This window comes from Acinetobacter sp. NEB149 (assembly GCF_012516415.1).
GTDB classification, from domain to species: domain Bacteria; phylum Pseudomonadota; class Gammaproteobacteria; order Pseudomonadales; family Moraxellaceae; genus Acinetobacter; species Acinetobacter lwoffii_V.
Genome location: NZ_CP051209.1, coordinates 162227 through 176422, shown reverse-complemented (window position 1 = coordinate 176422; position 14196 = coordinate 162227). Strand labels below are relative to the sequence as shown.

Below are 14196 nucleotides of genomic sequence, written 5' to 3'. Positions count from 1 at the left end.
GAGTAGATGCAGCCCATCTCTACTTTTTTGGTAGCTGATTACAATATCAATATGCTTTTGTCTTCTACAAAGCGTACTGTACGAATATCACTGATATTCGGGGCTGCTCAGCCGCAAAGTTTAATCAGACTTTGCACAAAGCCAGTAACCATACGTAAAGACAGACGGAATAAGGATTTAATCATTAAGCAGCATTGGATGGCTGCGTCGGAGTAGGTTTGATTTCGCCCTTGTTTGCCTTTTGATGGCGCATACCATTGCGTAGCAGGATCAAACCAAATGGCAATATTTCCGCGACTCATGAGTGCTCGGTTATATGCGGGCCAATTGGTTGTGCGGTAGATTTTGTGTGTAGGCTTCTTCATTTGAAAATTATATCGCTGAAAAAGCCGTTACAGATAGGTTTGTGCAACAAAGCCCTTAGTTGAAAAAAATTTTAGATTTCATGCTCACACACCACCTAAAACAAAAAATATCTGATTGATTTTACAGGCTTTTAATTTAAGGTTTTATTCTACCCACTCGCAATATCAATGTTTAGTATCACGACTCACTAACTCATTAACTAAATATGGAGCAGTACGGCTATCTTGATTTTCTGTTATTTGTTTTGGTGTTCCTGCCACAACAATATTCCCACCAGCATTTCCAGCACCTGGTCCCACATCAATCACCCAATCTGCTTGTGCAACGGCACGCATATCATGCTCAATCATAACCACGGTATTACCCGCATCGACTAATCGCTGCAATTGAACTAACAATCGATCTACATCTGATGGATGCAAACCTGTAGTTGGCTCATCAAGTATATACAGTGTATTTCCACGCTGATTGCGTTGCAGCTCGGTCGCCAATTTAATACGTTGCGCTTCTCCACCAGATAGTTCAGTCGCTGGTTGCCCTAAACGTAAATAACCAAGGCCAATTTCCTTTAATAATTGTAGTGAACGAGCAATCGAGACCTCTCCATCAAAAAAATCACGTGCTTCATTGACGGTCATTCCTAATACTTCAGCAATATTACGTCCATTCCAGCGAATTTTCAGAGTGTCATCATTATATCGAGCACCATGACATGTCGGACAAGGGGCATATACACTTGGCATAAACAATAATTCTACACTGACAAAGCCTTCACCTTCACAAGTTTCACATCGCCCTTTAGCCACATTAAACGAAAAACGTCCAGCATCATAATGAGCTTGGCGAGCTTCAGGAGTCCCAGCAAATAACTTTCTAACATGATCAAATAAACCCGTATAAGTTGCCAGATTAGAACGTGGAGTACGGCCAATTGGTTTTTGATCAACCTGTACCAGACGCTGTATAGCCTCCACATCACCAGCCAGAGAACCCTGTGTAACCTCGGTAACCAACATTCCTTCATTTAACGGATTATTTTCATTATTGTTTTCAGTTTCAGATTCATTGCCTAAATATGAAAGTACTAACTCGGGTAAAGCTTGAGAAACGAGACTAGATTTACCTGAACCTGAAATACCTGTAACTGCTGTAAGTACACCAAGAGGTATACGAGCATCAATATTATGCAGGTTATGTCGGTAAATATTGTTAAGTTCAAGCCAACCAGAGGGTGTACGTCCATAACTTTGAGTAACTGGGATTTTATTAAATAAATAACTTGCAGTACGTGAAGCTGAAATCTCACTTAAACCCTGAGGTACTCCACTATATAAAATATTACCACCTTGCTCTCCTGCATCTGGTCCAACATCCACTAACCATTGAGCACGACGCATGAGCTCTAAATCATGCTCTACAACAAATACGGAGTTTCCAGCGTCTCTTAATTTATCGAGAGAATCATATAATGACTGACTATCTGAAGGATGTAATCCAGCAGACGGTTCATCCAGTACATAAACTACACCAAATAGCATAGAACTTAATTGTGTTGCTAAACGCAAACGTTGTAACTCTCCCGCTGAAAGAGTCGGTGTGGCTCTATCTAATGTTAGATAACCAAGACCTAACTGGCGTAATTGATTTAAACGCCCCACCACACCATTTGCTAAACGCTGGGCAGCAATTTTCTTTTCATCTGAAAGTGCTGACGTACGTCTTACATCTGGAGATACAGAATGCACTGCTCTACCTGTTGTTGCTCGTTCGGATCTATCAAGTTGGGTTACTTTATTATTAGTCTTTTCTCCAGCATCATGAGCGTCGAAATTGCCAAGAACAATGGGCTCAAGCAGGCAAGTTAACTTATCCAAAGAAAGTTGCATAAACTCACCAATATCTACTCCAGCAAAGGTAATAGATAAGGCTTCTGGTTTAAGGCGTTTACCATGACAGGAAGGGCATATTTTTCCTTCCATAAAACGTGAAACACGTTTTTTCATCAACGTACTTTGGGTATTAGCAAAAGTATGAAGGACATAGCGACGAGCACCAGTGAAAGTGCCCATATAGCTGGGTTCTAGTTTACGTTTAAGTGCAGATTGAGTCTCAGCGGGGCTTAAACCAGCATAGACAGGAACTGTTGGGGTTTCTTCAGTAAATAAAATCCAGTCTCTATCCGATTGCGGTAAATCTTTCCATGGTCGATCAACATCATACCCTAGGGTTACTAGGATATCGCGTAAGTTTTGCCCGTGCCAAGCAGGTGGCCATGATGCGATAGCTCTCTCACGAATACTGAGTGTTGGGTCAGGAACCATTGTCGATTCTGTAACTTCATAAATGTGACCTAAACCATGACAGGTAGGACAAGCACCTTGAAGAGTGTTCGGTGAAAAGTCCTCGGCATATAACATTGGCTGATCGGCAGGATATGCACCAGCACGCGAATAAATCATTCGCACGAGACTTGATAAAGTTGTTACACTTCCAACAGAAGAACGGGTATTACTTGCACCACGTTGTTGTTGCAATGCTACTGCTGGTGGTAGACCATCAATAGCATCAACATCTGGTACTCCGGCCTGATCTATTAAGCGTCTTGCATAAGGTGCAACAGATTCGAAATATCTTCTTTGTGCTTCAGCAAAAATAGTTCCAAAAGCAAGTGATGATTTTCCTGAACCCGATACACCTGAGAAAACAACAAGTGCATTTCTTGGGATAGAAACATCTACATCCTTAAGGTTATGCTCACGTGCACCTCGAACTTCAATACAATTATTAGATAAAGTAATGTTATTGTGTTCACCAAAAGAATGTATTTTCATGTTTCTACAAGCCTGTAAATTATTTTGTGTAAGTCTCATTTTTTATAAATGATCTTTTAATCGATCATCGAACTGAATCGTAAACCAATTCATTGCTAAACGCCAATTTTGAATTGGCATGGTCCATTTTTTAGCAGCATTTGAAGTTGCTAAATAAATGACCTTTTTCACTGAATCATCAGAAGAGAAGATCTTTCTCTTTTTAGTTGAATGGCGGATCACGCTATTCAATGATTCAATTGCATTTGTTGTATAAATCGCATGACGTATTTCAGCAGGATAGCTAAAGATCGTTCGGATATTTTCCCAATTTGCCCGCCAGGATTCTCCAATTTTTGGATACTGAACCGTACCGGGTTTGTCGGAGACCAACTTTCCTGCGATGAGAAGCGCATCGCTTCGCAAGGGAACATCGAGCAAAACGAGATCTACATGATTTTCATCATGCTAAGCAAATCAAACGAATTTGGAAAGAAAGTTCGGGCCGGTATGGCGTTCGTAAAGTCTGGCAACAACTGCAACGAGAAGTTATGTTATTGCGCGCTATACAGTTCTCGATTGATGCAAAATCTTGAAATACAAGGTGTATGGCGTGGTAAGAATACAGATATGGTGCTTGATGCGCTGAGTTATGTGTCGTCTTTTGAGCTTGAAGCAATGTACGATTATAAGATTAACCCGTTAGGTCAGGTGGCCTAACTTAAATAAAAGTCTCCGACAAACCCGGTACGGTTCATTGCAGATCGGCAAGGGCATGCGGTGATTCCACCTAGAAAAAATGCGAAACCATGGAAAGATACAAAGAGTAGCTCGCTAGAGCGAAATGAATTACTTCGAACAGTTAAGCGTTTAGGCAGGACACTATGGAAAAAATGGTCAGGCTATCATCGGCGAAGTTTGGTTGAAACTAAGATGCATTGCATCAAATTATTAGGAGATAAAATCAGTGCAAGGAGTTTTGATAGCCAAGTGAATGAGATCCATGCACGTGTAGCAGTCCTTAACAGATTTACGGAATTAGGTCGACCACTTACCCAAGTTACGCCTTAAATTTGGCTCAATTAGGGGCGCTTTGCATTTCAAATCTTTGTGCAACAAAGCCGATCGAAATGATAAAGTCATAAATTGCTTTTCAAAAAAAAGAAACTAATATGTTTCTTACAGAACCTAAAAGCAATAAATGCATCTACAATGAATAAGTCTTTACTTCAGCAAATCAAAAAAAGACGAACCCAATTGGGCTTAAAGCAAGTTGATATGCAATCCCGTACAGGCATTTCAAGACAGCAGTACCAAAAACTGGAAAGTCAGGGCAACCCTCGATTAGAGACCTTAGAAATTATAGCGGCAGGATTAAATGCTCAACTGATGCTCATCCCTGATGATAAGGTTCATTTGATCAGACAATTATTGAATGATGAAATTAAAGTCACTATTGAAGATCAGGATGACTTAATGACTAACCCATGGAAGGGTCTTCTCGGAGGAGAGGAACCATGAATACTGTTGCCGTCCTGAAATTAACATTACATCACGGTATCGTTGGATACTTGGCAGGATTTCAGAGCGGAAAAAATATTCTGGTTTTTACAGATTCTTTCCGCTCTGATCAGCAACGCCCGACCTTGAGCCTGCTGACTTCCCCTTGTATCCTCAAGTGGATAAAATTTTAGAAAAGACCTATGTTACACATCAGCGTTTACATCCCTTGCTATCAAACTTGCTACCAGAAGGTGCATTACGCGAACTGATTGCACAAAGCCTCAAAGTACATATAGACAATGAATTTCAGTTATTGGCAGCTTTAGGTCATGATTTACCTGGAGCACTCATTGCGACTCCATTAGATCCAGAAGAAATTCCAGATGAAATAAAATTCAAACTGCAGATCTCTAATCCAGATCAGATCTTAAAGCAAGAGATTCGAACAGATAATAAGTTTTCCTTGGCCGGCGTCCAAATGAAGTTTTCCATGAAAGCCAAAGATGGGCGTTTTACACTAGTCCAGGCAACGGAATCGTCTCTACTCGGGGACTGGATTATCAAAACTCCTTCTTCCAGACATGCTTTTGTTCCGCTAAATGAATATTCTATGATGAGCCTTGCCAAAATGGTCGGAATAGATGTCCCTGAGATTCGCTTGGTGGATATGGCACTCTTACAAAACCTTCCACCATTAAATTTACCCCAAGAGCAATATGCTTTTGCAATCAAAAGATTTGATAGACAGAGTACTGCTGATACTACAGAGCTTATTCACATCGAAGACTTTGCTCAGATCTTCGGTGCATATCCACAGCAGAAATACAGCACCACAAATTATGAGCAGATAGGAAAGATCATTTATCAATTTTCAGATAACAAAATTCTTGATATTCAGCAATTTGCCAGCCGCTTACTTGTCAACATTTTGCTCGCCAATGGAGATGCACACTTAAAAAACTGGAGTATGATTTATCAGGACAAAAGAACACCAAGATTATCTCCCGCATACGATATATTGATGACTAGTGTATATATTGAAAATGAGCTTCATTTCGCATTGAATCTTGCCAAAAATAAAGATTGGTATTTAGCTGAGATGAAACACTTTGAACAATGGGCTGAAAAAGTCGGTGTTCCATGGCGTGTTATTGAAAAACAACTTCACGCCATTATGGACAAAGCACGGTCAGTATGGCCAGCGCTATTACTAGACTTACCTATGATTTCTGTTCATAAAGAAAAATTAAGAGAACATTGGAAAAAATTGCATCCAGACTTTCAGATACTTACAGATGATTAGAGGAAACCTGTAACCAAGCTAAAATTTCTCAAACAATTTCATCACATCATTTTCCGTCAGTTTCGCTTCTCCCTCATGATCTGTGCTTAGAATAGACTGTGCCAGTTCTGCTTTATTCTGCTGCAAGGCAATAATTTTTTCTTCTATGCTTTTATTGGTAATCAGCTTATACACAAATACCGGCTTGTCCTGTCCAATCCGCCATGCACGATCTGAAGCTTGATCTTCAGCAGCAGGGTTCCACCATGGATCATAGTGAATGACCGTATCTGCGGCAGTTAGATTCAGACCGACCCCTCCTGCTTTCAGACTGATTAAAAATACCGGCACTTGTCCAGACTGAAATGCTGTAATGACTTCATCTCGCTTTTTGGTCTTTCCAGTCAGCTTCACATAGCCAATTTCTGCGTGATAGAGCTGTTGTTCAATCAGTTCCAACATTGAGGTAAACTGAGAGAAAATAAGAATTTTTCGTCCCTCTTCCACCATTGGAACAACCATATCCATCAACTGTTCAAGTTTGGCAGAATACGCCTGCCCGGTTTTAACTGAATCCAGTTTCAGCAAGCTAGGATGACAACAGACCTGACGCAGCTTCAGCAAGGCATCTAAAATTTGGATTTGACTACGCTTAAAGCCTTTTTCTGCCACAATTTTCTGAATATTTGCCTGCATCGTGGCGCGAACAGCCTCATATAGCTTGGATTGCTGCTCATTCATGTCAATATTGACTTCAATCGTGGTTTTTTCAGGCAATTCCTTGGCAACGTCAGTTTTCAAGCGACGTAAAATAAAGGGTTTAATGCGGTTTACCAACTTTTGCCTTAACTGCTGATCGCCGCGTTTTTCAATAGGATAGCGGTACTTTTTATTAAAGATTTCTTGTGAATATAAAAATCCTGGCATTAGAAAATAAAATAGTGCCCACAGCTCACCCAAATGATTTTCCATAGGTGTACCAGTTAGACATAGACGATGTCGCGCTGTTAATTGCCGTACTACCTGTGCAGCTTTGGCACGCGGATTTTTAATATTCTGCGCTTCATCCAGAATGAGTTGATGATATTCATATTGCTTCAGTTGCTCTTCATCTCTCGCCAAGAGCGGGTAGGTGGTTAACACAATGTCATAGTGTGAAATCTGCTCAAAATACTGATGGCGGTCGGGGCCTTGTAGCAGCAGTACCTTGAGCTCAGGGGTAAATTTTTCCGCTTCTTTGAACCAGTTATGCATCAGCGATGTGGGTGCAACAATTAAGGCGGGTCTGTCCTGCAAATGACCAGCCTGCTTTTCCATGAGTAAGTGGGCTAAAGTTTGTGCTGTTTTACCCAAACCCATATCATCCGCCAGAATCCCGCCATGCTGGGTTTCCCTTAAAAACTGTAACCAGCCTAGGCCCTGCTGCTGGTATGGACGTAATTCCCCCTGAAAACCTTGTGGTGTCGGCAGTTGTTGCTGATAGCCTTGTTTGAATTTCTGCGCAAATTGCTGCAGGCGATTACTGACCTGCCACACCATCCCCAGATGATGCTGTAATTCTAATAGTTGACTCGCATCATAGCGATCTATGCTACGCTCTTCTTGCTGTAAAATGCTCTGCAGATGCAACAATACCGGCTTAATGTCCTTTGCGGATAAAGCCAAATCTGGTTGATCCGCTGCAGTTTTCAGGGTGAAAATTTGACTGTCATTCAGATGACCAAAAATCCGTGGATCAAGTAAATCAGGCTGTTCTTTCACCAAAGCCACAAGTGCATCGAGTAAATCATAGCTATTGCCTGCACTGTCCTGAACGGTCGCCCCGATATTGAACCAGTCTTGTTGGCTTTCAGATTCAGTGATGGAAATATTTAAATTTTCAACATATTGCAGCTTAAATGGGCTGTGTTCCAGATGCTCTATCTGCCATCCAATCAATTCAATTTGATTGATGGGCATCAGCTGTTTGATCCAGTCTCCATAGAACGCAAAAACTATAGAATCAAGACGTTGTTTATCCAGTTTTAATTGCTGGTAATAATTAAGATCTTTCACCCACTTCAGTGATTCGACCAATAGCTGTAAACGCTGGATTGACTGTTGTTCCTGAACTAAGTCCCGAAGCTGTCGCACCATTTTGCCATGCTGCTCACCAATAAAACTGTCACCTGATGTACCTGCTTTTATTCGTCCGCCTACATAGGAGAATTCAATTTCGGCACAAACAGACTCTTCCCATTTCCAATCAAATTTATCTAAAACACCGAAGCGTAAAATTGGCTGGGGACTTCCCTCAAGGACATCAATATGCTGAATAGACTCGGGCTGAGGCAGATTTTTCACGTCTGAATATTGATGAGTCAGTTTCTCAAACTCTGGCAAGAGCATAGATGGAAGATCAGGCATCTGTAAAAAATGGTACAGAAGATTTGCCGTATATTCACCATATAACTGGCCCACCGTGTTCTGTTGAATATCCACATAACATGGGGGATGGCTCGCGAGAATCTGAATATGTGGATTTGATTTCAAATCGAGTCGAATATCACCATTGACCAATTCAATGTTTAAATGCTCTGTCTGTTTGTTTACACCTTGTTGCCAGATCAGTTCGATGTGATAGCCTTGTTCTGACCATTGAAGTGCAGTATGGCTCTTTTTTTGCCAGTACACATCGCCACTTTGAATAAAAGATTTGAAATGTTCCAATAAAATTCTGGAGATATCAAGATTGCTTTGATAAAAGCGTTCGTCACTGTTTATTTTGGCATAATAATAAATCTGGTTAAATAATTGTCGTTTTTGTTCAGGTAAAGTCAGATGCTTTCTGGTGATATTTTCATATTGGGTATAATAACTTTCCCCCGCAATTGAGCCGTTTTTATTGCGTCTGGCCTTCTGAACATCAACTGTCAATTTCTTTAAGCTGACAGACTGATCTAGCAGGTAAATTAAATAATTGTTTGTTTTGACAGATTGCTCTGGTTCAGTCTGTTGTAAATACCGTTTAAAATCATTCAACCAGCGCTGCGCCTGATCATCCCCCCGTTGGCGTTTTGCGATTCCCTGCGAGGATTGAGATTCAGCATAACGCTGTTGAAATTCCTGACGATATTCTTGAAAGAATAATCGCGCTAAAGCAGCAGCATGTTTACAGTTATATCCAACCGGACAAGTGCAGTCGTCATCGATTAAACGGTCTTTTTTAAGATTATAGGTAATCGCGGTATCGTAATAATCTGTCCCTTCAATTTGAGCATACATCGTGACATCATCATTTTCTTCAAAGAACTCAATTGTTTCTCTATCAATGTGTTTAGCATAGCTCAGACTGCGCTGAAGAGTTGCAGTACTAAAGCGAGATAGAAAATTGATCAATGAGGACATAATTACCAGAAACCAAAAATGTTTATACAATTATAACGGACAAAGCTGTCATTTCAGAACAGTAGTGCTCGCCAACGTATCAAAAGGAAATAAATCCATGCTCAAAAACTTAATGTTTACTACAATGGATGGGGTGAATATTGGCTTTGGGGTACATTGGTCTCCTCAACCGCAATCACAGGTCGGCCATTAATCGCCTTTGAATACAGTGCAGAAGCGATCAGTAAAGGTTTAGAACTTTCCTGCACATCAAATGGATATCATGGGTGAGGCACTGAATATTCCTCGACAAGCTCTTGTGAAACTTGGTACTCAGGAAGCGGAACTTTGTGTCCAAGAAGTCGATGAAATTATTGGCTCGATTTGTAAGGTTGCAATCCGATTCAGCAATATCGCTCATGACCTATTACCTGGACAAATTCAAGCAGAGACTCTCCAACTGATCCAAAATAGGATTGAGTATAATATTCATTTATTGCACTAAATAGCCTTCACAAAGCTTCTATGAAGGGCTTACTCTAACCGTTGTTTTATCACGGCATAAGCTACACCAGTCACCACACTTCCAATCGCAATCGCCAATAAATATTTTAATGGATAATTCATCGCATTCGGAATGATCAGTACCATTACACCGCCATGAGGAGTGACTAGTTCACATTTAAATAATGCAACCAAAGCCCCAGTTACAGCACCACCTGCGATCGCGCATGGAAGCACTCGAATCGGGTCTTTGGCAGCAAACGGAATAGCCCCTTCCGAAATGAAACATAGGCCCAGAACTACAGCAGCCTTCCCTGCATCTTGCTCAGGTTTGGCAAATTTATGCTTTGCCAGAAAAGTTGCAATTGCCATACCCAATGGCGGTACCATACCCGCAGCCATGGTAATCGCCATCGGTCCGTATGTTTGTGACGTAAGTAAGCCCACCGTAAAGGCATAAGCCGCTTTATTTATTGGCCCCCAACATCAATACACATCATACTCCCAAGGATAATCCCCATGATCATGGCATTGGTCGTCCCCATATTGGCAAGGAAGTGTGTGAGTAATTCAAACAATTGTGCAACAGGCTGTCCAACCACATAAATCATGATTAAACCAACAGCTAAACTCGCTAATAGTGGAATAATCAAAATTGGTTTTAATGCTTCTAGGCTACTTGGGAGTTTAAGCTGTTTCGATAAAAATAACGCAATATAACCTGCAATAAAACCTGCAACTAATCCACCGAGAAAGCCTGCCTCTAATTGTGTTGCAAGTAAACCGCCAATCAAACCTGGAGTTAAACCCGGACGATCCGCAATAGAATAAGCAATGTAACCTGCCAGCATAGGTACCATAAGAGTAAATGCTGCAGCACCTATTTGCTTTAAGGATGCGGCAAAGCTTCCTTCAACAGGGTTGAGGCCAAACATAAACGAGATGGCAATGATCAAACCGCCCGCCACCACCATCGGCAGCATGAAAGACACCCCTGTTAAAAGGTGTTTATAAATTCCAGTTTTTTCTTTGTTTTCATTTTCTGTCTTAGTGGCTGTTTGCTTACCCGTTTCAAGCACTTTGGCTTCAGCAATTGCATTTGCAAAAGTCTTATCCGTTTGCTTAAGAGCAAATCCTGTACTGCAGCGATATACACGTTTGCCTACAAAGCGATCTGTATTGACCTCAATATCCGTTGCTAAGATCACGACATCTGCTTTGGCAATACTTTCTGCCGATAAAACATTTTAGCCCCAACCGATCCTTGGGTTTCAACATCAATCTGATAACCGTACTTTACTGCACCTTGTTGTAAGGCTTCGGCCGCCATAAACGTATGCGCAACACCAGTTGGACATGCTGTAATGGCGACAAACCGTGTAACCCCTACATTGGCTGCAATAGTTTCATCTAAAGCATCTGAATGCTCAAGAACTTGTTGCAAAAGCATGATCGCATCGTGTTGTGCGTTATTCAAACCAATGACTTTCACAACCTTGTCACGCAGTTGATCCGCTTCTGCCGACTTCTGTCCTACAAAAACAACCGTATCAATAACATTTGATAAATCGAGATGCTCGACTGATGTCGCCACATTATTGGAAATACCAAGTGCTGTCGCTGCTTTGGACAGTTTTTTGGACAAAATCACTGCATTAATCGGCTGCTCGGGACTATGTGGCACAAATAAAATATGTTTTATCTCTGGCATCGTATTAACTCAATGATTGGACTGAGATTTGCGATTTCAAATCTTCAATAACAGCAAAGTCTGGAAGGGCAAACCCAATTTGGGTCACAGCATTGCTCGCAATTGCGGTTGCTGTTTTCAATGTTTCTTCTGGGGAAGTTGAACTCAACAACCCATGAATCATACCTGCCAGCAAAGAATCTCCCGCACCCACAGTACTTTGGACGGTGACCTTCGGTGCAGTAGCATGCAGGGGGTGCGTGCGGTGAAGCCAGTTCACCCCGTTTTCACCCATCGAGACCACAATATGTTCGATCTGACTATTTAAACTGGCAAAAAGATGCTGCTGTTCTGCAAACGTTTCTGCTGGCAAATGGTAAGTTTCCGTCAACTCATCTGTATTAGGCTTAATCAACCAAGGATGGGCAGCAATTGCTGCTTTCAACGCAACACCACTGGTATCTACTGCGACTTTTTTACCCGCAGACTGTAACCATAAAATCAGTGTCGAAAGCTCTTCTGCAGAAAACCCTTGTGGCAAACTGCCAGCAATCACAATCACATCAACCTCTAAAATCAGTTGAGATAAACGTTCACATAGTTGTTGTTTTGCTGAGGTATCTACAAAAAAGCCCTTGCCATTGATGTCAGTCATCTGACCAGAAGCTTCTGCAACTTTAATGTTTTGTCGTGTTTCACCTGCAACATAAATAAATTGGTTATCAAATTGCTCTTGCTGGATATGATGGTCAAAAATTTGACGGTTTTCTTGCCCCAAAAAGCCACTCACAATCAGTTCATGTCCCAAATCCTTAAGGACCTGTGCCACGTTTAAGCCTTTACCTGCTGCATGGCTTTGGGCCGTTAACTGACGATTGACCTCGCCAACTTTTAGTTGATCCAATTGCACGGTGAGGTCAATTGCAGGATTCAGAGTAATGCTTAATATCTTAGCCATTCGTAATTACTCCACCAATGCACGTACGGCAGACGCACTGTCACAACTTAAGGCTTGCTGTGCGACCTGTTTGCAATTTATATAGTTCAAACCACGAATTTGCGCCTTCACCAATGGAATACTGGTACTCGACATACTCAACTCATCCACGCCCAAGCCTATCAATACAGGCACAGCTTTTGGATCAGCAGCCAATTCACCACAAATGCCCACCCATTTACCATGCTGATGTGCTGCCCGAACAGTTTGATCAATCAATAGCAAAATACTCGGATGTAAGCCATCAGCTTCAGCAGACAACAGTGGATGACCACGGTCAATCGCCAGAGTATATTGAGTCAAGTCATTGGTTCCAATACTAAAAAAATCAACTTCTTGAGCAAGAATTGGAGCCAACAATGCTGCCGCAGGAACCTCAATCATAATACCGACTTGTAAGTTTTCACATGGATGCTGTATGCGAACCTCATCCAAAATTGCTTTTGCTGCTCGCCATTCTTCAACCCGCCCAATCATCGGAAACATAATTCTTAATGGGCGATTATCCGCTGCTTTAAGTAAAGCAACCAATTGCTGACGTAACAACTCTGGCTTACGTAAAGTCAGACGAATACCACGTAAGCCCAAGAATGGATTTTCTTCCTTTTCAATAGGCAAATACGGCAAAGGTTTGTCCCCGCCCACATCAAGTGTACGTACCACCAATGGACGACCTGCCAAAGCATCTAACACCACCCGATAATCGGCTTCCTGTGTAGCCTCATCAGGCGCACTGCTGTGTGACATAAAGACCAATTCTGTGCGTAGCAAACCAATTGCTTCTGCCCCATCGGCCACAGCCTGTATCGTAGCGCCCACTTTGCCAATATTGGCTGCGATTTCAACTTGATGTTGATCCCGTGTGATGGCAGGTTCTAAACAATGCTGTTCCGCTTGTTCTCGCAACTCACGCTGGCGTTGGCGCTCTGCAATGGCATGATCAATCTGATTTTGCTCGGGTGAGACCACATACTCCCCAGTATCCCCATTAATTAGCACGGTGGCATGGTTCTCAATATTTAAAACAGCTACACCTGCACCTACGACTGCTGGAATAGCCAGAGCACGTGCCACAATAGCACTATGGGCACTCGCTCCACCAACCGCGGTCAAAATGCCTGCAACACGATCTTTATTCAGACGCGCTACATCACTCGGGCCAACATCATGCATAATTAAGATATAAGGTTGCTCGGGTTCTGTGACATCGGCCACACCGCACAAAACAGCCAAAACTCGCTCACCAATATCCCTTAAATCAGCCGCACGCTCTGCAAGTAAACGATCGCTAAGTGCAGCCTGTGCGGTAGCAGCCACTTCAATATGATCATGCCAAGCTGCAGCAGCAGACAACCCCTGTTTTAAACCGCGTTGTACACTTTGGAGGAGGTCTGGATCATCCAGCATTTCCAAATGTGCCATGAATATCTGCTTAATGGCAGTAGATTCAGTATGTGCAATGAATTGACGTAAGCTATTTTTCACCTGATGAAGCGCAATTTCAAGCTTTTCATTCTCAGCTTTAAAACTCTGTCCGCGACGTTCATAACTAAATTCGCGTGGCTTCACCACATGAGCAGGACCAAAAGCAAGGCCAGTTGATGCCGCAATACCGCAGCTACCCGTATCGCCATGTGATTCAAAAGGCATTAATTCCAAAGTATTTACGACTGGGTCA

5 protein-coding genes and 8 pseudogenes are annotated in these 14196 nt (G+C 42.0%); 6 read left to right on the top strand and 7 right to left on the bottom strand.

The features are described from left to right. Positions 1-107: 107 nt before the first annotated feature. From HGD77_RS17305 to HGD77_RS16355, 3 genes and pseudogenes are all read right to left on the bottom strand, one after another. The gene (locus HGD77_RS17305; protein WP_004728761.1) at positions 108-302 is read right to left on the bottom strand and encodes a transposase; all 195 of its coding nucleotides are present in this window, start codon (positions 300-302) and stop codon (positions 108-110) included. A gap of 228 nt (positions 303-530) precedes the next feature. Then, entirely contained in the window at positions 531-3197 is a 2667-nt protein-coding gene (locus tag HGD77_RS16360; RefSeq protein WP_005100732.1) for an excinuclease ABC subunit UvrA, read from the bottom strand. A 42-nt stretch (positions 3198-3239) separates the two neighbouring features. Further along, positions 3240-3542 (bottom strand): annotated as a pseudogene (locus HGD77_RS16355) (transposase); the annotation flags it as partial. Between the two features lie 62 nt (positions 3543-3604). Between HGD77_RS16355 and HGD77_RS16350 the strand changes: the two are divergent. The 4 genes and pseudogenes from HGD77_RS16350 to HGD77_RS16335 form a co-directional block, all read left to right on the top strand. Beyond that, positions 3605-3800 (top strand): annotated as a pseudogene (locus tag HGD77_RS16350) (IS3 family transposase); the annotation flags it as partial. Between the two features lie 132 nt (positions 3801-3932). Next, positions 3933-4247, top strand: a pseudogene (locus HGD77_RS16345) (transposase); the annotation flags it as partial. Positions 4248-4388: 141 nt separating this feature from the next. After that, positions 4389-4697 (top strand): helix-turn-helix transcriptional regulator, encoded by a 309-nt coding sequence (locus HGD77_RS16340; RefSeq protein WP_004282130.1) that lies wholly within the window; start codon positions 4389-4391, stop codon positions 4695-4697. Beyond that, positions 4694-5982: pseudogene (locus HGD77_RS16335) on the top strand (type II toxin-antitoxin system HipA family toxin). The gene HGD77_RS16340 and the pseudogene HGD77_RS16335 overlap by 4 nt, the downstream one beginning before the upstream one ends. An 18-nt stretch (positions 5983-6000) precedes the next feature. Here the strand turns inward: HGD77_RS16335 and HGD77_RS16330 are convergent. Continuing rightward, entirely contained in the window at positions 6001-9348 is a 3348-nt protein-coding gene (locus HGD77_RS16330) for a DEAD/DEAH box helicase (RefSeq protein ID WP_004282134.1), read from the bottom strand. A gap of 156 nt (positions 9349-9504) precedes the next feature. On the opposite strand from HGD77_RS16330, the pseudogene HGD77_RS17300 reads away from it, so the two are divergent. Together HGD77_RS17300 and HGD77_RS16325 are read left to right on the top strand one after the other, a co-directional pair. Continuing rightward, a pseudogene (locus HGD77_RS17300) lies at positions 9505-9591 on the top strand (serine/threonine protein kinase); the annotation flags it as partial. 4 nt (positions 9592-9595) lie between these two features. Next, positions 9596-9832: pseudogene (locus tag HGD77_RS16325) on the top strand (hypothetical protein); the annotation flags it as partial. A 29-nt stretch (positions 9833-9861) separates the two neighbouring features. Here the strand turns inward: HGD77_RS16325 and HGD77_RS16320 are convergent. The 3 genes and pseudogenes from HGD77_RS16320 to ptsP all read right to left on the bottom strand — a co-directional run. Further along, a pseudogene (locus HGD77_RS16320) lies at positions 9862-11542 on the bottom strand (fructose-specific PTS transporter subunit EIIC). Between the two features lie 4 nt (positions 11543-11546). Next, entirely contained in the window at positions 11547-12479 is a 933-nt protein-coding gene (gene pfkB, locus HGD77_RS16315; protein ID WP_004282140.1) for a 1-phosphofructokinase, read from the bottom strand. Between the two features lie 6 nt (positions 12480-12485). After that, a pseudogene (ptsP, locus tag HGD77_RS17295) lies at positions 12486-14135 on the bottom strand (phosphoenolpyruvate--protein phosphotransferase); the annotation flags it as partial. Positions 14136-14196: the final 61 nt, after the last annotated feature.